At 71.1% G+C, this 17470-nt stretch carries 17 protein-coding genes; 16 read left to right on the top strand and 1 reads right to left on the bottom strand.

The genetic code is table 11. The features are described from left to right. The first annotated feature begins 2 nt into the window (after positions 1 to 2). On the top strand, positions 3 to 440 hold the full coding sequence (rbfA, locus tag ITJ62_RS17140; protein WP_079707157.1) for a 30S ribosome-binding factor RbfA: 438 nt from the start codon (positions 3 to 5) through the stop codon (positions 438 to 440). A 153-nt stretch (positions 441 to 593) separates the two neighbouring features. Here rbfA and ITJ62_RS17135 read toward each other — a convergent pair whose 3' ends face one another. Continuing rightward, positions 594 to 1478, bottom strand: a complete 885-nt coding sequence (locus ITJ62_RS17135; RefSeq protein WP_370581978.1) for an A/G-specific adenine glycosylase — start codon at positions 1476 to 1478, stop codon at positions 594 to 596. Between the two features lie 38 nt (positions 1479 to 1516). Between ITJ62_RS17135 and ITJ62_RS17130 the strand changes: the two genes are divergently transcribed. From ITJ62_RS17130 to ITJ62_RS17060, 15 genes are all read left to right on the top strand, one after another. Beyond that, positions 1517 to 2191 carry a uridine kinase gene (locus tag ITJ62_RS17130; RefSeq protein ID WP_194604766.1) on the top strand — a complete coding sequence of 225 codons (675 nt, stop codon included), beginning with the start codon at positions 1517 to 1519 and terminating at the stop codon, positions 2189 to 2191. 64 nt (positions 2192 to 2255) lie between these two features. Further along, on the top strand, positions 2256 to 3191 hold the full coding sequence (gene truB / locus ITJ62_RS17125) for a tRNA pseudouridine(55) synthase TruB (RefSeq protein ID WP_194604762.1): 936 nt from the start codon (positions 2256 to 2258) through the stop codon (positions 3189 to 3191). Continuing rightward, complete coding sequence (locus ITJ62_RS17120) at positions 3188 to 3556, top strand: hypothetical protein (protein WP_194604761.1); 369 nt, start codon at positions 3188 to 3190, stop codon at positions 3554 to 3556. The genes truB and ITJ62_RS17120 overlap by 4 nt, the downstream gene beginning before the upstream one ends. Positions 3557 to 3658: 102 nt before the next feature. Next, positions 3659 to 4078, top strand: a complete 420-nt coding sequence (locus ITJ62_RS17115) for a hypothetical protein (RefSeq protein WP_194604758.1) — start codon at positions 3659 to 3661, stop codon at positions 4076 to 4078. Beyond that, a complete protein-coding gene (locus ITJ62_RS17110; protein WP_064294502.1) occupies positions 4075 to 5007 on the top strand; it encodes a bifunctional riboflavin kinase/FAD synthetase in 933 nt (310 codons plus the stop codon). The genes ITJ62_RS17115 and ITJ62_RS17110 overlap by 4 nt, the downstream gene beginning before the upstream one ends. Next, a complete protein-coding gene (locus tag ITJ62_RS17105) occupies positions 5007 to 6236 on the top strand; it encodes an MFS transporter (protein ID WP_194604755.1) in 1230 nt (409 codons plus the stop codon). Before ITJ62_RS17110 ends, ITJ62_RS17105 begins: the two co-directional genes overlap by 1 nt. A gap of 146 nt (positions 6237 to 6382) precedes the next feature. Next, a complete protein-coding gene (locus ITJ62_RS17100) occupies positions 6383 to 7384 on the top strand; it encodes a sugar-binding transcriptional regulator (protein ID WP_194604753.1) in 1002 nt (333 codons plus the stop codon). Continuing rightward, positions 7381 to 8403 (top strand): deoxyribose-phosphate aldolase, encoded by a 1023-nt coding sequence (deoC, locus tag ITJ62_RS17095; protein ID WP_194604750.1) that lies wholly within the window; start codon positions 7381 to 7383, stop codon positions 8401 to 8403. The genes ITJ62_RS17100 and deoC overlap by 4 nt, the downstream gene beginning before the upstream one ends. Before the next feature lie 6 nt (positions 8404 to 8409). After that, positions 8410 to 9906: an aldehyde dehydrogenase family protein gene (locus ITJ62_RS17090; RefSeq protein ID WP_194604747.1), complete on the top strand. Its 1497-nt coding sequence runs from the start codon at positions 8410 to 8412 to the stop codon at positions 9904 to 9906. Beyond that, complete coding sequence (locus tag ITJ62_RS17085) at positions 9903 to 10763, top strand: aldehyde dehydrogenase (protein ID WP_194604744.1); 861 nt, start codon at positions 9903 to 9905, stop codon at positions 10761 to 10763. Before ITJ62_RS17090 ends, ITJ62_RS17085 begins: the two co-directional genes overlap by 4 nt. 90 nt (positions 10764 to 10853) lie before the next feature. Beyond that, positions 10854 to 12452 (top strand): SDR family oxidoreductase, encoded by a 1599-nt coding sequence (locus tag ITJ62_RS17080; RefSeq protein WP_194604741.1) that lies wholly within the window; start codon positions 10854 to 10856, stop codon positions 12450 to 12452. Positions 12453 to 12461: 9 nt separating this feature from the next. Next, positions 12462 to 13460, top strand: a complete 999-nt coding sequence (locus ITJ62_RS17075; RefSeq protein ID WP_194604738.1) for a malate dehydrogenase — start codon at positions 12462 to 12464, stop codon at positions 13458 to 13460. 82 nt (positions 13461 to 13542) lie between these two features. Further along, the gene (locus tag ITJ62_RS17070) at positions 13543 to 13767 is read left to right on the top strand and encodes a heavy-metal-associated domain-containing protein (RefSeq protein ID WP_064294496.1); all 225 of its coding nucleotides are present in this window, start codon (positions 13543 to 13545) and stop codon (positions 13765 to 13767) included. Further along, entirely contained in the window at positions 13767 to 16061 is a 2295-nt protein-coding gene (locus ITJ62_RS17065; protein WP_194604735.1) for a cation-translocating P-type ATPase, read from the top strand. The genes ITJ62_RS17070 and ITJ62_RS17065 overlap by 1 nt, the downstream gene beginning before the upstream one ends. A gap of 75 nt (positions 16062 to 16136) precedes the next feature. Beyond that, complete coding sequence (locus ITJ62_RS17060) at positions 16137 to 17417, top strand: GAF domain-containing protein (RefSeq protein ID WP_194604732.1); 1281 nt, start codon at positions 16137 to 16139, stop codon at positions 17415 to 17417. Positions 17418 to 17470: the final 53 nt, after the last annotated feature.

Raw genomic sequence — 17470 nt, 5'->3', positions numbered from 1 at the left:
AGATGGCAGAGAACCCCAGGGCCCGCAAGTTAGCGGACCGCATCAAGGAAGTCATCGCCAAACGGCTCGACAAGGGCATCCGCGACCCGCGGCTCGGCTTCGTGACGATCACCGACGTACAGGTGACCGGCGACCTCCAGCACGCGAACGTGTTCTACACGGTGTACGGCTCCGACGAGGAACGCGCCGACACCTCGGCTGCGCTCGAGTCCGCGAAGGGCCTGCTGCGTGCCGAGATCGGCCGCAACATCAACACCCGGCTGACCCCGAGCCTCGACTTCTTCCTGGACGCGATCCCGGAGAACGCGCAGCACATCGAAGACCTGCTGCGCGAGGCGAAGAACCGCGACACCGAGGTGGCCGGGCTTGCCGCCGGTGCCGCCTACGCCGGCGACGAGGACCCCTACGTCAAGCCGCGCGACGTGGACGCTGAGGACTAGACACCTCGCACCAGCCCTTCGAACAGGCTCAGGGACCGGGATTCCGTCATCCGGTCACTGAGCCTGTCGACGTGCGCCCTTCGACAGGCTCAGGGGCCGTGTGGGGCTGAGGGACCGGAAGGGCCGAGGGGCCGGGCAGGGCTCAGGGACCGGTCAGTCGTGGGGGAGGGCGTACCCGCCGTCGACGCGCACCGCGAGGCGGTCGGCGACCAGTCCGGCGAGTGCGCGGTCGAACTGCTCGCCGTCGGGCCAGAGCGCCCGGAGCTCCTCGTCCGTCAGTGAGCGGTGGGTCGAGCGGAGCTCGGCCATGATGATGCCCCGGACCTGTCGGTCGCTGCCCGCGAACTGCTTCTGCTTCGTCTTGACCGGTCCGTCGTAGGCCGGGTATCCCGCCGCGCGCCAAGCGCACACCTCGCGGAGGGGACACTCCTCGCACCGCGGTGCTCGAGCCCTGCAGACCACCGCGCCGATCTCCATCAGCCCTGCGTTGAAGACGGCTGCCTCCGAGCGGGACTCCGGCAGGAGCGCCTCCATGGCGGGGAGGTCCACCTTGGCGTTCGGTGGGCCGGGCTCGCCTTGGCCGCGGACGGCTCGGGCGATGACCCGTCGGGTGTTCGTGTCCACCACCGGGTGCCGGTCCCCGTAGGCGAAGACGGCGACGGCGCGGGCGGTGTAGTCGCCGATGCCGGTGAGCGCCAGGAGCTGATCCACGTCCGACGGGACGATGCCGTCGTGCCGTTCGGCGATCTGGGTGGCCGCCGCATGGAGCCAGAGCGCTCGGCGCGGATAGCCGAGTCGGCCCCAGGCCCGGACGGCTTCTGCCGGTGGTTCGGCCGCCAGGTCTGCGGGCGTCGGCCAGCGCCCGAGCCACTCCTCGAGCCGCGGGATCACCCGGCTGACCTGCGTCTGCTGGAGCATGAACTCCGACACGAGCGTGCCCCAGGCGGGGAACCCCGGGCGTCGCCACGGGAGGTCGCGCGCGTCGGTGCGGAACCATCCCGTCACGAGCGGGGCGAGGTCGGAGGGTTCGGGCGGCACCGCACCAGCCTACGATCCGCGCGGGTAGGCTCGGCGCCATGAAGCTCGTCACGACACCACGGATCGAGTTGCTCCGGCAGCTGCGAGACCAGTTCCAGCGGGACTACCCACGAGGCCGCACCCTCATCGCGGTGGACGGCGTCAGCGGCTCCGGTACGGCGGCGTTCGCCGACGGACTGGCCGAGGTGTTCGACGAGGCCGGACGCGCGGTGTTCCGCGCCTCGATCGACGACTTCCACCGTCCTCGCGAGGAACGGTACGCGCGGGGGCGGGACTCGGCCGAGGGCTACTGGCTCGACTCGTTCGACTATTCGCTGTTCCGCCGGGTGCTCGTCGAGCCCTTCCGCCTGGCGGGCAGCGCCGGTTTCCAACTCGTCGGGTTCGACGAGCAGCGCGACGTCGGCGCTCCGTTGCGTTGGACGACCGGCCCGCAGGACGCCGTCCTCATCGTCGACGGCGTCTTCCTGAACCGTCCCGAGCTCCGCGGCCTCTGGCATGCGTCGGTCTGGCTCGACGTCCCGATGGCGACGGCCTACGAGCGGCTGCACGAGCGCCTCGGCGTCGACGCGGACCCGACGGCGCCGTCCAACGCGCGCTACGTGGGCGGGCAGGCGCTCTACCGCAAGGACGACGACCCGACCGTGCGGGCGACCGCCCTCGTGGACAACACCGACGAGCGGCACCCACGGCGGATCTTCGCCGACTTCTGCTGAGCGCCGCCGCCCAGGGGTGCTCCGGCCGCCCGGCGATGCCGACCGCCGCTGGTACCGTTGCAAGGTGGTCGAGAACAGCACAGCAGCACCCGGGTCGGCGTCCGCCCGTCCCGGTATCCTCCTCATCGACAAACCGCAGGGGCACACCTCCCACGACGCGGTCGCCCGGGTGCGACGGCTCGCCGGCACGCGCAAGGTGGGGCATGCGGGAACGCTCGACCCCATGGCCACCGGGCTGCTCGTGTTGGGCACGCGTTCGTCGACCCGACTGCTGACGTTCATCGTCGGTCTCGACAAGGAGTACACGGCGACCATCCGCCTCGGCGAGGCGACCTCCACCGACGACGCTGAAGGTGAGGTCACCGAGCGCGCCGACCAGGCCGCGGTGGCTGCCGTGGACGACGACGCGATCATCGCCGCGATCCGTCCGCTGACGGGCGACATCGAGCAGGTGCCGAGCACGGTGAGCGCCATCAAGGTGGGCGGGAAGCGCGCCTACGCCCTCGCCCGCGAGGGGATCGAGGTGGAGCTGAAGGCCCGTGCGGTCACCGTCAGCGCGTTCGACGTGCTGGCCGTCCGTCGGGATGGAGCGGCCGTCGACGTCGACGTCCGGGTCGTCTGCTCCTCCGGCACCTACATCCGCGCCCTCGCCCGCGACCTGGGGGCGTCCCTCGGCGTCGGCGGCCATCTCACCGCGCTTCGCCGGACCCGGATCGGACCCTTCGACGTCACGGACGCATCGACGATCGACGACCTCGACGTTGAGACGGCGCTGCTGCACCCGGCCGACGTCGCGAAGCGCCTGTTCGGTGCCCTCGAGCTCACGGAGCAGGAGGCGGTCGACCTCGGCCACGGCAAGCGGCTCGAACGCGACCTGCCGGCCGGCCACACCGGTCCGATCGCCGCCCTCGCGCCGGACGGCCGACTGGTGGGGCTCGTCGAGCGCCGTGGCGGCTCGCTCAAGTCGGTCGTGAACTTCCCGGCGGAGGAACCGGCATGATCGAGTGGTTCACCCTCGCCCAGATCGCGGTCGCGGTCGTGGCCGGGCTCCTCTGCATCGTGCTCGGGTTCGCCGGGCGCGCGCCGAACGACCTGACGATGGGGGCGACGGCAGTCGTCGAGGTCCTCCTCGTCGCGCAACTGGTGGTGGCGATCGCCGCGCCCGCGTTCGGGAACACCGCCACGGGGAGTGTGCCCGAGTTCTACACCTACCTCGTCTCCGCGATGATCCTGCCGATCGCCGGCGGATTCTGGGCGCTCGTCGAACGCACCCGATGGTCGACGGTCGTCCTCGGCGTCGTCTGTCTCGCGATCGCGGTGATGCTCTACCGCATGGAGCAGATCTGGACCGTCCAGCTCGGCTGACCGTCGGCGCACCGACGGCGGTGGAGGACGACGGCACCGCAGCTCGCGTGACCGTCGCGAAGTGCCTGGACGAGGGCCTGCGTCGCATAGAATCGTCGGGTCATGCCTCTCCCCACCACCGCTCCAGCCCGCCCACGCGTCCGTGGTGTCGGGGTCGTGCTCGTCGCCGTCTACGGCATCCTGGCGCTCGCCGCCACCGGCCGGTCCGTGGTGCAGATCACGACCAAGTTCGACGAGGCGCCACTGGCCTATCTGCTCTCGGCCGTCGCCGCGGTGGTGTACATCCTGGCGACCGTCTCGCTCGTCGCTCCGGGCGCCGTCTGGCGGCGGATCGCATGGGCCACGATCTCCTTCGAACTCGCCGGGGTCCTGATCGTCGGCTTGCTGAGCCTGCTCGATCCCGAGCTGTTCCCCCACGACACGGTCTGGTCCGGCTTCGGCCGCGGCTATGTCTACATCCCGCTCGTCCTCCCGGTCCTCGGACTGTGGTGGTTGGCCGGACATCGGCGTACCGGCGAATGATCACGTTCACCGAGCTCGACCAGGTCCCGGACGCCTTCGGACCGTCGGCCGTCACCATCGGCAAGTTCGACGGCGTCCACACGGGTCACCGCGCGGTCGTCGCCGCGCTCCTCGAGGAGGCCGCGGCAGCCGGTCTCAGCTCCGTCGCCGTCACCTTCGACCGCAACCCGCTGAGCCTCATCAACCCCGACCGCTGCCCGGCGTCGCTCGTGAGCAATGAGCAGAAGCTCGGTCTCCTGGCGGACGCCGGGGTCGACGCGGCCCTGCTGCTGCGCTTCGACCAGACACTGGCCCAGCTCACGCCCGAGGAGTTCGTCACCTCGATCCTCGTCGGAGCGTTGCATGCCAAGACGGTCCTCGTCGGCGAGGACTTCCGCTTCGGCCATCGCGGCCTCGGCACGGTCGCCACGCTGGAGTCGTTCGGTGAGGTCTACGGCTTCTCCGTGCGCGTCGTGGACGACGTCCGTCCCGGCGGCGGGCGTCGGGTGTCGTCCACCTGGATCCGCGAACTCCTCGAGGAGGGTGACGTCCGCGAGGCGTCGCGGCTCCTCGGCCGTCCGCCCGGCGTGCGGGGTGTCGTCGTCCACGGCGCCAAGCGTGGCCGGGAACTCGGCTTCCCGACCGCCAACCTGTCTCCCGATTCGCAGGGTCTCATCCCCGCGGACGGCGTGTATGCAGGGTGGCTGTTCTGGCGAGGACGTCGGTATCCGGCGGCGATCTCGGTCGGGAACAACCCGACCTTCGACGGCGTCCCGCAGAAGCAGGTCGAGGCCTACGTCCTCGACGAGACCGATCTCGACCTCTACGACGACGAGGTCGAGGTGCAGTTCGTCGAGCGCATCCGCGGGATGGTCGCCTTCACCGGGATCGAGCCGCTCATCGTGCAGATGACCGACGACGTCGAGCGCGCGCGCCGGATGCTGTCCTAGTGGGTCCGCGTCCCCTGTGGCGGGGGAGGGTCCTCGCGCTCGTCGGTATCGTGTTGGTCGCGGCGAACCTCCGCACGGCCGTCACCTCGCTGTCGCCGATCTTCGCCGAGATCGACGGCGACATCGGCGTGGGGTCGGTCGGGCTGGGGCTCCTCGGGATGCTGCCGCCACTGTGCTTCGCCCTGTTCGGTGTCTTCACCCCGCGACTCGTGCGTCGGCTGCACCTCGAGCCGGTGCTGCTCATCGCACTCGGGTCGATCGTGGCCGGGCACCTGATGCGCTCGCTCGCCCCCGACTTCGCCGTCCTCGCGATCGGGAGTGCGCTCTGCTTCGCTGGGATCGGCATCGGCAACGTCGTGCTCCCACCGCTGGTCAAGAAGTACTTCCCCGACCGCGTCGGCCTCGTCACCTCCCTCTACGCGACGGTCCTGTCGGTCAGCACGTTCATCCCGCCGCTGATCGCCGTACCGGTCGCCGATGCGGCGGGGTGGCAGGTGTCGCTCGGTGTGTGGTCCATCGTCGCCATGCTCGCCGTGCTGCCCTGGATCACGCTCATCGTCCGGGAGCGTCGGGATGCCCGGGCCGCCGCCGCGACGGACCCCGAGATCGAGGAGGTGCCCCGCGCCGGGCGCGTCCTCGTCCACCGCTCGCCGATCGCGTGGGCCATCGCGGCGGTGTTCGCCACCTCCTCGCTGAACGCTTACGCGATGTTCACCTGGCTCCCCACCATCGTCGGTGACGTCGCTGGCGTCACCCCGGCCCAGGGTGGCCTGCTGCTCTCGCTCTTCTCCGCGATGGGGGTCCCGGCGAGCCTGATCGTCCCGATGCTCGTCGCGAGGCTGCGGAACGTCGCCGTCCTCGTCTACGTCGCGAGCGCGTGCTTCGTGCTCGGCTACCTCGGGCTGCTCCTGTGGCCGGCGACGCTCACGTGGCTGTGGGTGCTGCTCGCCGGGCTCGGCCCACTGCTGTTCCCGCTCGCCCTCGTGCTCATCAACCTGCGGACGGCGACCCACGAGGGCGCGGTCGCCCTGAGCGGCTTCGTGCAGAGCGTCGGCTACACCCTCGGCGCACTCGGCCCCCTGGTCGTGAGTCTGCTGCACGCCGTGACCGGATCGTGGACCGTCCCGCTGTTGCTCCTGCTGGCCACGGGCGCGCTGTGCGCCATCGCCGGCCGAATCACCGGCCGGCCGACGACGATCGAAGCGGACCTCGCAGCACGCGGTCGGTGACCGGTCTGTTCCAGACCGACTGACGGATCCCCGGCGGCGATGCGCATCCGCGCACCGGGCTCTGCTCATCTGAGCACGGGCGGCAACAGACGTTGTCCGGGTGGTGGTGGCGTCCTAGGCTGGAGACGATCCGGAGGAGGCCCGAGGTGATCGAAAGCGACGAGCTGCTCGCGGTGCGCGCCGCGGAGCTCTACTACGACGAGACGAAGACCCAGGACGAGATCGGCGCGCTGCTCGGCATCACGCGGTGGAAGGTCGGTCGGCTCCTCGCCCAGGCCCGCGAACTCGGCTACATCCGCATCGAGATCGTGCACCCGCGCGCACGCCGCCTCCCACTCGAACGGGCGCTCCGCGAGCGCTTCGGACTCACGGACGCGGTCGTCGTGCCGAGTCCGAGCGACAGTGCCGACCTCCACGAACGCGTCGCGCGCGCGGCGGCCGACTACCTCGGTGCCATGCGACCGGTGCCGCGGACGCTCGGCGTGAGCTGGGGGAGGACGCTCCGCGACATCGCCGACCACCTGTCCGACGGCTGGGCGACGGGGCTCTCCGTCGTGCAGATCAACGGCGGCGTGAGCCTCAACCAGCGCGTCGGCACCGCGGCCGCCACGGCTGCACGGATCGCCGAGAAGGGCCGTGGCGACGTCACACTGCTCCCGAGCCCGGCGATCTTCGAGCGCCTGGAGACGAAGCTGAGCATCGAGTCGGACCGCACGGTTGCGGAGGTGCTCCGCACGGCCGCAGCGGCCGACACCTACCTGTACGGTGCCGGCGTGGCCGGGCCCGACTCCGCCCTCGTCCACAGCGGGTACCTCACGGCCGCGGACGTCGACGTCCTGGTCGCACGCGGTGCCGTCGGGGACGTCGTCGGGCGCTACATCGACGCCGAGGGCATGATCGTCGACCCCACACTCGACGAGCGCACGGTCGGGCTCGGACTCGAAGCGCTCCGGCGTGCCGGTCGCAGCATCGCGGTCATCGCCGGAGCGCAGAAGCACGCCGTCGCGAGAGCCGTCGTCAGCAGCGGCCTGTGCACCGTCCTCGTCACCGACGAGGCGACCGCGACGGCACTGCTCGCCGACCACGAACCATCATCCGCCAAGCAGCACACCCCGGAGCAGGAACTGCTCGGAAGGAACGCACCATGACCACTCCACCAGGCGACCTCGTGGCGAAGCCGACGGCGCTCGAACTCGTCGACGGCCCCGTCACCGACGCCAGCCTCAGACGCTACCTCGACGGCCTCGCGGGTGTCGACGCCGTCGGGCTCGAACAGCGCGCAGCGGACCTCGGCACGCGCTCGATCAAGACGACGTCGAAGGCCTGGGCCCTCGACCGCATCATCGAACTCATCGACCTCACCACCCTCGAGGGCGCCGACACCCCCGGCAAGGTGCGCTCCCTCGTGGCCAAGGCCATCACCCCGGACGCCGGGGATCCGTCCACCCCGCGCGTCGCCGCGGTCTGCGTCTACGGCGACATGGTGCCGTACGCCGTCGAGGCGCTCGGCGCGGCGCACACGCGGCCGGGTGCGGGACACGACGCCGGCGGGATCAACGTCGCGGCGGTCGCGACGGCCTTCCCGAGCGGACGCGCCTCCCTCGCGGTCAAGCTGGCGGACACGGTCGACGCCGTCGACGCCGGGGCGGACGAGATCGACATGGTCATCGACCGGGGTGCGTTCCTCTCCGGTCGGTACGGCCAGGTCTTCGACGAGATCGTCGCGGTCAAGGAGGCCTGCCGTCGGAGCGACGGCACCTCGGCGCACCTCAAGGTCATCCTCGAGACCGGCGAGCTGAACACCTACGACAACGTGAAGCGCGCCTCCTGGCTCGCCATCCTCGCGGGCGGCGACTTCATCAAGACGTCCACCGGCAAGGTCGCGCCCGCGGCGACCCTCCCGGTCACCCTCCTCATGCTCGAGGTCGTCCGGGACTGGCACCGCCTCACCGGTGAGCAGATCGGTGTGAAGCCCGCCGGCGGCATCCGTTCCTCGAAGGACGCGATCAAGTACCTCGTGACCGTCGCGGAGACGGTCGGCGAGGAGTGGCTCCAGCCGCACCTGTTCCGCTTCGGTGCCTCGAGCCTCCTCAACGACGTGCTCCTGCAGCGTCAGAAACTCGCCACCGGCCACTACTCCGGCCCCGACTACGTCACCATCGACTAGGACATCATGAGCTTCCTCGAATACGCACCAGCCCCGGAGTCCACCTCCGTCCTCCACCTCCGTTCCGAGTACGGCCTCTTCATCGACGGCGAGTTCACCGAGGGCACGGGTGGGACCTTCCAGACGATCTCACCGAGCACCGAGCAGTCGATCGCGACGATCTCCGCGGCGAGTGACGCCGACGTCGATCGCGCCGTCACCGCCGCGCGGCGTGCCTACGACCGCGTGTGGTCGAAGCTGTCGGGCGCCGACCGCGGCAAGTACCTCTTCCGGATCGCGCGCCTCGTCCAGGAGCGCGCCCGCGAGCTCGCCGTGGCGGAGAGCCTCGACAACGGCAAGCCGATCAAGGAGTCCCGCGACGTCGACGTCCCGCTCGTCGCCGCCTGGTTCTTCTACTACGCCGGTTGGGCCGACAAGCTCGACTACGCGGGCCTCGGCGCGAACCCCCGTGCCCTCGGCGTGGCCGGGCAGGTCATCCCGTGGAACTTCCCGCTCCTCATGCTCGCCTGGAAGGTCGCGCCGGCGCTCGCCGCCGGCAACACGGTCGTCATCAAGCCGGCCGAGACCACGCCGCTCACGGCACTCATCTTCGCCGAGATCCTCCAGCAGGCCGAGCTGCCGGCCGGTGTCGTGAACATCGTCACGGGTGCCGGAGCGACCGGGGCGGCGATCGTGCGCCACCCCGACGTCAACAAGGTCGCCTTCACCGGGTCGACCGCCGTCGGGCGCGAGATCGCGAAGACCATCGCCGGCAGCGACAAGCGCCTGACGCTCGAGCTCGGCGGCAAGGCCGCGAACATCGTGTTCGACGACGCCCCCATCGACCAGGCCATCGAAGGCATCGTCAACGGCATCTTCTTCAACCAGGGTCACGTCTGCTGCGCCGGATCCCGGCTCCTCGTCCAGGAGAGCATCCACGACGAGGTCGTCGACCGCTTGAAGAGCCGTCTGCAGACGCTGCGCGTCGGCGACCCGCTCGACAAGAACACGGACGTCGGCGCGATCAACTCGGCCGAGCAGTTGGCCCGGATCCGCGAGCTCTCGGACATCGGCGAGCTCGAAGGCGCCGAACGGTGGAGCCCGGACTGCGAGCTGCCCGAGAACGGGTTCTGGTTCGCGCCGACGATCTTCACGAACGTGTCCACCAGTCACCGGATCGCCCGCGAGGAGATCTTCGGTCCGGTCCTCTCGGTCATGTCCTTCCGGACGCCCGCGGAGGCCATCGCGAAGGCGAACAACACCCCGTACGGGCTGTCGGCGGGTATCTGGAGCGACAAGGGCAGCCGGATCCTCGCGGTCGCGGACAAGCTCCGCGCCGGCGTCATCTGGGCGAACACCTTCAACCGGTTCGATCCCGCCAGCCCGTTCGGCGGGTACCAGGAGTCGGGGTACGGCCGCGAGGGTGGTCGCCACGGGCTTGGTGCCTACCTCGCGCCGGCCGGATCATCGGCCGCCGCCACCGTCGCGCCGTCCACGAGCACCACGAAGGAGGAGCAGCGATGAGCCGGCTCACCATCCCGAAGACCTACAAGCTCGCCATCGGCGGCAAGTTCCCACGCAGCGAATCCGGAAGGACGTACGAGGTGACGAACGCCAAGGGGGAGTTCCTCGCGAACGCATCGCTCGCCTCGCGGAAGGACGCCCGCGACGCGGTCGTCGCCGCACGATCGGCACTCGCCGGTTGGTCGGGTGCCACCGCCTACAACCGCGGCCAGGTGCTCTACCGCATCGCCGAGCTGCTCGAGGGTCGGCGGGCGCAGTTCATCGAGGAGATCGTCCAGGCCGAAGGCGTCTCGCAGGCGAAGGCCGCGGCACAGGTCGACGAGGCCATCGACCTCTGGGTCTGGTACGCGGGCTGGGCGGACAAGTACGTCCAGGTGGTCGGGGGAGCGAACCCCGTCTCCGGTCCGTACTTCAACCTCTCGGTTCCGGAGCCGACGGGCGTCGTCGCGCTCATCGCGCCGCAGGACTCGTCGCTCCTCGGATTCGTGAGCGTCGTCGCTCCGGCGCTGGTCGCGGGGAACACGGTCGTCGTGATCGCGAGCGAGCGCCTGCCGCTCTCGTCGATCAGCCTCGCCGAGGTGCTCGCCACCAGTGACGTCCCCGGCGGCGTCGTGAACGTGCTGACCGGATCGCCGGCCGAGATGGCTCCGTGGCTCGCCTCGCACGCCGACGTCAACGCGATCGACCTCGCCGGCGCCGGAGCACTCGACTGGATCGAGCTCGAGGTCCTCGCGGCCGAGACGCTCAAGCGGATGGTCCGCCCGAACGGTTCCCGGGGCTCGGTCCCGGCGAGCCTCGACCGCATCACCGCGTTCACCGAGGTGAAGACCGTCTGGCACACGAAGGCGCTCCTCTAGCGGATCGCAACGCCCACGGGGTGCTTGCACAGCGGCGCCCGGCTGTACAGCCGGGCGCCGCTGTCGTCGACGGGTCGTAACGTTGCATCCATGACCGAATCATCGACTCCGAAGCGCGTGCTCGTCACGGGTGCCACCGGCTACATCGGCGGGCGGCTCGTGCCGCGGCTGCTGGAGGCCGGGTACACGGTCCGGGTGCTCGTGCGCTCGCCGCAGAAGCTCACCGACGTGCCCTGGCGCGATCAGGTGGAGGTCGTCGAGGGTGATCTCGGCGACGCCGCCCGGGTCGCGTCGGCCTGCGTGGACGTCGACGTCGTCTACTACCTCGTGCACTCCATGGGTGGCAAGGGTGACTTCGAGCAGACGGAGCTCGACGCCGCGGAGCACGTCGCCGCCGGCGCTGCCGCGGCAGGGGTGTCGCGCATCGTCTACCTCGGTGGCCTGCACCCCGAGGGCGTCGAGCTGTCGAAGCACCTGCGGTCCCGCACCGAGGTCGGGCGGATCCTGCTCGCCTCGGGCGTTCCGACGATCGTCCTGCAGGCCGGCGTGGTCATCGGTTCCGGATCGACCTCGTTCGAGATGATCCGCCATCTGACGGACATCCTGCCGTACATGCCGGCGCCGCGCTGGGTCCGGAACTTCATCCAGCCGATCGCGGTCCGTGACGTCCTGCACTACCTGCTGGCGAGCGCCGAGGTCGACCGCGACGTGAACCGGGCCTTCGACATCGGCGGCCCCGACGTCCTCCGGTACGGACAGATGATGAACGGTTACGCGGTCGAGGCCGGCCTCCCGCAGCGCCCGATCGCGCCGCTCCCGGTCCTCACCCCGTGGTTGGCCTCGCAGTGGGTGAACCTCGTGACCCCGATCCCGCGTCGGCTCGCGTCGCCGATCATCGAGTCGCTGCTCGTCGACTGCGTCATGGGCGACCACGACATCGACGCGGTCATCCCGCCGCCGGAGGGCGGTCTGACGGGGTACCGACGCGCGGTGCGCCTCGCACTGCAGCGCATGCGGGACGGTGAGGTCGAGACCTCCTGGCGGAACGCGACCGTGGACGGCGCGCCGAGCGACCCGCTGCCGAGCGACCCCGACTGGGCCGGACACACCGTCTACATCGATCTCAAGGAGCGGAAGACCTCGGCGAGCGCCGACCGCCTCTTCTCGGTCATCGAGTCCATCGGCGGTGAGAACGGCTGGTACTCGTTCCCGTTGGCGTGGGCGGTCCGCGGTTGGATGGACAAGCTCGTCGGGGGCGTCGGACTCCGCCGTGGGCGCGACGACCCGCAGCACCTCAGCGTGGGGGACGCTCTCGACTTCTGGCGCGTGGAGTATCTCGAGCGCGGCCGGATGTTGCGGCTGCGCGCCGAGATGCGCGTGCCCGGTCTGGCATGGCTCGAGATGAGCGCGACCCCGGTCGGCGACGGCTCGGTCTACCGGCAGCGCGCCGTCTTCTTCCCGAAGGGGCTCGGCGGACGCCTCTACTGGTTCGCGATCCTGCCCTTCCACGGGATCATCTTCAACGGGATGGCGAACCGCATCACGGAGGCGGCCGTCGCGCTGCCGTCCGAGACCCCGGCCCAACGGAAGAGCCGCGTCGGTCCGGTGTCGCCGGAGGAGCACGAGGCCGCGGACGCAGCCGAGGCCGACATGCAGGCTTCACGACCCACGCCGGAGGTCGCGGAGTAGCGTGGGCGCATGAGCGAACCCACCGTCGTCACCGTCACCGGAGCCGGAGGCCAGATCGGCTATTCCCTGCTCTTCCGCATCGCGTCAGGTCAGCTGCTGGGGTCCGACCGGCCCGTCGTCCTGCGCCTGCTCGAGATCCCGCAGGGTCTCGGAGCGGCGGAGGGGACGGCATTGGAACTGCAGGACTGCGCGTTCCCGCTCCTGGCCGGGGTCGAGGCGACGACCGAGATGTCGCGCGCCTTCGACGGGGTGGACGTCGCCCTGCTCGTCGGTGCACGTCCACGTGGTCCGGGCATGGAGCGAGCAGACCTCCTCGCGGCCAACGGCGGGATCTTCGCTCCGCAGGGCGCGGCGATCGGAGCCGGTGCGGCCGACGACGTGCGCGTCCTGGTGGTCGGCAACCCGGCCAACACGAACGCACTCATCGCGCAGTCGGCCGCGTCCGGGGTGCCGGCCGAACGGTTCACCGCCCTGACCCGACTCGACCACAACCGTGCCGTCGCGCAGTTGGCCGCCAAGACCGGCGCACCCGTGTCCGAGATCGACGGCGTCGTGATCTGGGGCAACCACTCGGCGACCCAGGTGCCGGACCTCTCCTACGCGACGGTCGGTGGTCGTCCGGCCCTCGAACTCGTCGACGAGGAGTGGATCGCCGACGAGTTCATCCCACGGGTGGCGAAGCGCGGTGCGGAGATCATCGCGGTCCGGGGCTCGTCGTCCGCCGCGTCGGCCGCTGCCGCCGCCATCGACCACGTGCATGACTGGGTGAACGGCACGGCCACTCCAGACCGGCCGGAGCGCTGGAGCTCCGTGGCGCTTCCCTCGGAGGGTTGGTACGGCGTGCCGGAGGGGCTCGTGAGTTCGTTCCCGGCCCGCTCGGTCGACGGACGCTGGGAGGTGGTCGAGGGGCTCAACATCGCGCCCGTCTGGCAGCGGCGCATTGACGCCTCGGTGGCGGAACTCGAGGAGGAGCGGGCGGCGGTGCGAGCGCTCGGTCTGCTCGGCTGAACCGGCGATCGCGTGCCGCGGACGGTTGCAGGAGGTACCCCCTGGGGGTATAGTTAGGGCTCCGATCCACTGAGGAGGACGCATGTCCGAAACCACCGCAACCACCACCTACCGGGTCGACGGCATGACCTGCGCGCACTGCGTGTCCGCCGTCACGACCGAGCTCTCCGCGCTCTCCGGCGTGGATGGGGTCGCCGTGGACCTCGACGCGGGGACGGTCACGGTCTCGGGTGCGTCGTCGACGGACGAGGCGGCCATCGGTGCCGGCGTCCAGGAAGCCGGCTACACCCTCGTGGGTCGTCGCTGATGAGCGCGCCACTCATCCAGCTCGACCTCGACATCGAGGGCATGACCTGCGCGAGTTGCGTGGCACGCGTCGAGAAGCGGCTGACCGCGCTCGACGGTGTCGAGGCACAGGTCAACCTCGCGACCGAACGGGCGACGGTGACCGCGCCCTCCACCGTCACCGCGGACGAGCTGGTCGCAGCCGTCGCGAAGGCCGGCTACACGGCGACGGTGCGTCCGCCCGCTGACGAACGCGCCGCGGCGGACCGGGAGCAGACTCCGACGTCGGGACCGACGTCGGACCCCTCGGCGACAGTGACGACGCTCCGCACCCGCCTCGTCGTCAGTGCGGTGCTGGCGCTGCCGGTCGTGCTGCTCGCGATGATCCCCGCCTGGCAGTTCGACCACTGGCAGTGGCTCTCGCTGACCCTCGCGACGCCGGTCGTCTTCTGGGGTGGGTACCCGTTCCACCGCGCGACGTTCGCGACGCTGCGGCACGGCTCGGTGACGATGGACACCCTCATCACGCTCGGGACGGGGGCCGCGTACCTGTGGTCCGTCTGGGCGCTCTTCTTCGGCATGGCCGGGATGACGGGCATGCGGCACGAGTTCACCTTCTTCGCACCCGACGCCGACCCGTCGAGCGCGCTGTACCTCGAGGTGGCCGCCGGCGTGACCGTCTTCCTGCTCGCCGGCCGCCTCATCGAGCAGCGGTCGAAGCGTGCGGCCGGAGAGGCGCTCCGCGACCTCATGACGCTGGGCGCCTCCGAGGTCTCCGTGCTCCGGCACCGTGCGCCGGACCCCGCCGACCTCATGGCGCCCACCCGCACCGAGGAACGGATCCCGATCGAGCAGCTGCTCGTCGGAGACCACTTCCTCGTGCGTCCCGGCGAGTCCGTCGCCACCGACGGGGTCGTCGTCGAGGGGGCGGCGAGTGTCGACGAGAGTCTCGTCACGGGGGAGTCCGTCCCGGTCGAGCTCGTAGCCGGCTCGCGGGTCATCGGTGGCACGATCGCGCGCGGCGGCAGTCTCGTCGTGCGGGCGACGGCCGTCGGCGCCGAGACGCAACTGGCGCGCATGGCTCAAGCGGTCGAGGCGGCGCAGCTCGGGAAGAGCCGGGTCCAACGGCTCGCCGACCGCGTCTCGAGCGTGTTCGTCCCGGTCGTCCTGGTGATCGCCCTCGGCACCGCAACCGTGTGGGCGCTCACCGGCTCGAGCATGGAGGCGGCGTTCACCGCTGCGGTCGCCGTCCTCATCATCGCCTGCCCGTGTGCGCTGGGGCTCGCGACCCCGGTGGCCCTCCTCGTCGGGACGGGGCGTGGCGCGCAGCTCGGCATCCTCATCGCCGGACCGGAGGCGCTCGAGCGGGCGAGCAACATCGACCGCATCCTGCTCGACAAGACGGGGACCGTCACGTCCGGGCGGATGAGCGTCACAGAGGTCTGGGCGGCCGGTGCGACGGACGAGGTGCTCGCCCTCGGCGCGGCGCTCGAAGCGGCCTCCGAGCACCCCATCGCCGAAGCGATCGTCGCGGAAGCGGCACGTCGCGACGCAGCTCGTCCGGTGGTCTCGGACTTCGCGAGCCTCGAGGGTCTCGGCGTCACCGGCACGATCAACGGAGGAACCGTGCTGGCCGGTCGTCCCGCCTTCGCGGAAGACCAGGGCTTCCGCATCGGACCGGACGCGGCGAGCGCCCTGGCCTCCGCCGCGGAGCGTGCGAGCACCGTGGTGGTCGTCGCCTGGGACGGCGAGGTCCGCGGCGTCGTCGAGGTCGCCGACACCGTGAAGCCGGAGGCCCGCGCCGCCATCGGACGTGCCGTCTCCCTGGGGATGACACCGGTGCTCCTCACCGGCGACAACGCGGCCGTCGCAGCGCGGGTCGCGGCCGAGGTCGGGATCACCGAGGTGATCGCCGACGCGAGCCCCGCCGACAAGGTCGCCGCCGTCGAACGGCTCCAGACGGCCGGTCACCGCGTCGCGATGATCGGCGACGGGGTGAACGACGCAGCGGCGATCGCCACGGCCGATCTCGGGATCGCCATGGGGACGGGCACGGATGCGGCCAAGGGTGCAGCCGACCTCAGCATCGTCTCCGGTTCCCTCGCCACGGCGATCGACGCCGTGCGGCTCTCCCGACGGACGCTCGGGATCATCCGCGGCAATCTCTTCTGGGCGTTCGCGTACAACGTGGCGGCGATCCCGCTCGCCGCGCTCGGCCTCCTCAACCCGATGATCGCGGGAGCGGCGATGGCGTTCTCCAGCGTGTTCGTCGTGCTCAACAGCCTGCGTCTCCGCCGGTTCCGTCCGGCCGCCTGAGGTCACCCGTCGACCGTCGGGCTGCGGCGGATACACTGTCCGCAGAACCGGTCGACGTGGATGGGTGGTGGTGAGGTGTCCAGTCCGTGGCTGGCGGCCCCGGCGCGTGCCGAAGCGCAGCGCGGACTCGTCCGACGGCTCGTGCGCGAGTCGTGGGAACGGTCGATGGGCCGTCACCTCGACCCGGACAACCTCATGCCGGAGCTCGCCTTCGACGAGGACGAGTTGCGCGACCACCGGCTCGGACACCCGCTCGCCGGCGTCCTCCCGGTGATCACCAAGCTGCTGGTCAACGACGCGGACGACGACTCCGGCATGCTCGTCGCGGTGGGCGACGCCATGGGCAGACTGCTCTGGGTGGACGGCGACCGCCATCTGCGGCGACGGGCGGAGGGCATGCTCTTCGTCGAGGGTGCCGGGTGGTCGGAACGGGAGGTGGGGACGAGCGCCCCGGGCACCGCGCTCGAACTCGACCACGGCATCCAGATCCATGCGGCCGAGCACTTCAACCGCCTCGTGCACCCGTGGAGCTGCACGGCGGTCCCGGTACACGATCCCGAGACCCGGCAGATCATCGGCGTGATCGACATCACCGGTGGCCCGCAGGCGGTCGCCTCACATGCGCTGCCGCTCATGGAGGCGACCGCGGCCGCCGTCGAGTCCGAGATCATGGTGCAGCGGCTGCGCGCGGTCGCCGACCGTCGGTTCGCCGGTCGCCCACGCACGGACACACCCCGCCGGACGACCACGGTGCGGCCCGGCCTGCAGGTGCTCGGCCGTGACACCGGCCTGCTGGTCGGACATGGGGCGAGCCGCCCGACCGAGCTCAGCCGACGGCACGCCGAGATCCTCACCCTGCTGGCCTGGCACCACCAGGGCCTCAGCGCCGACGCGCTCGCCGGGCTGCTCTACGACGCGGACGAGGCGTCGGTCACCCTCCGGGCGGAGCTCGTCCGGCTGCGGAAGGTGCTCGGCGGGACCGCGCCGACACTCGTGCCGGCCTCGCGGCCGTACCGGCTCACCACCCCGCTCCAGCTCGACGCCCACCAGGTGCTGTCCCTCCTCGACCGCGGCGCCCACCGCGCAGCGCTCGCCGCGTACCCGGGTCCGCTCCTGCCGGACTCCACCGCCCCCGGTGTCGTCGACCTCCGCGACCGGGTCGCGACGCGCCTCCGCGAGGCGATGCTGACCGACGCCTCGGCGGACCTGCTGCACGACTACATCCGGACCGCGGCCGCGCCCGACGACGTCGAGGTCCTGCACGCCTGCCTCCGACTGCTGCCGCCGCGGTCACCGAAGCGCGCTGGCCTCGTCGCCCGCATCGAGGCGATCGACGCCGACCTCTCGGCGTCCTGACGGCCGATCCGGTCCGCGGTCCTCGTCGCAACCTCCTGCAACCTCCGGCCGAC

Source organism: Plantibacter sp. VKM Ac-2876, assembly GCF_015350715.1.
Classification (GTDB): Bacteria; Actinomycetota; Actinomycetes; order Actinomycetales; family Microbacteriaceae; genus Plantibacter; species Plantibacter auratus.
The sequence above is the reverse complement of the archived record's forward strand: the minus strand, read 5'-3'. Positions and strand labels throughout refer to the sequence as shown.

Excerpts from the sequence above, each read along its gene's own strand:
- rbfA (WP_079707157.1), top strand. The coding sequence starts at position 3 with ATGGCAGAGAACCCCAGGGCCCGCAAGTTAGCGGACCGCATCAAGGAA.
- ITJ62_RS17130 (WP_194604766.1), top strand. The coding sequence starts at position 1,517 with ATGAAGCTCGTCACGACACCACGGATCGAGTTGCTCCGGCAGCTGCGA.
- ITJ62_RS17120 (WP_194604761.1), top strand. The coding sequence starts at position 3,188 with ATGATCGAGTGGTTCACCCTCGCCCAGATCGCGGTCGCGGTCGTGGCC.
- ITJ62_RS17115 (WP_194604758.1), top strand. The coding sequence starts at position 3,659 with ATGCCTCTCCCCACCACCGCTCCAGCCCGCCCACGCGTCCGTGGTGTC.
- ITJ62_RS17110 (WP_064294502.1), top strand. The coding sequence starts at position 4,075 with ATGATCACGTTCACCGAGCTCGACCAGGTCCCGGACGCCTTCGGACCG.
- deoC (WP_194604750.1), top strand. The coding sequence starts at position 7,381 with ATGACCACTCCACCAGGCGACCTCGTGGCGAAGCCGACGGCGCTCGAA.
- ITJ62_RS17090 (WP_194604747.1), top strand. The coding sequence starts at position 8,410 with ATGAGCTTCCTCGAATACGCACCAGCCCCGGAGTCCACCTCCGTCCTC.
- ITJ62_RS17085 (WP_194604744.1), top strand. The coding sequence starts at position 9,903 with ATGAGCCGGCTCACCATCCCGAAGACCTACAAGCTCGCCATCGGCGGC.
- ITJ62_RS17080 (WP_194604741.1), top strand. The coding sequence starts at position 10,854 with ATGACCGAATCATCGACTCCGAAGCGCGTGCTCGTCACGGGTGCCACC.
- ITJ62_RS17075 (WP_194604738.1), top strand. The coding sequence starts at position 12,462 with ATGAGCGAACCCACCGTCGTCACCGTCACCGGAGCCGGAGGCCAGATC.
- ITJ62_RS17070 (WP_064294496.1), top strand. The coding sequence starts at position 13,543 with ATGTCCGAAACCACCGCAACCACCACCTACCGGGTCGACGGCATGACC.
- ITJ62_RS17065 (WP_194604735.1), top strand. The coding sequence starts at position 13,767 with ATGAGCGCGCCACTCATCCAGCTCGACCTCGACATCGAGGGCATGACC.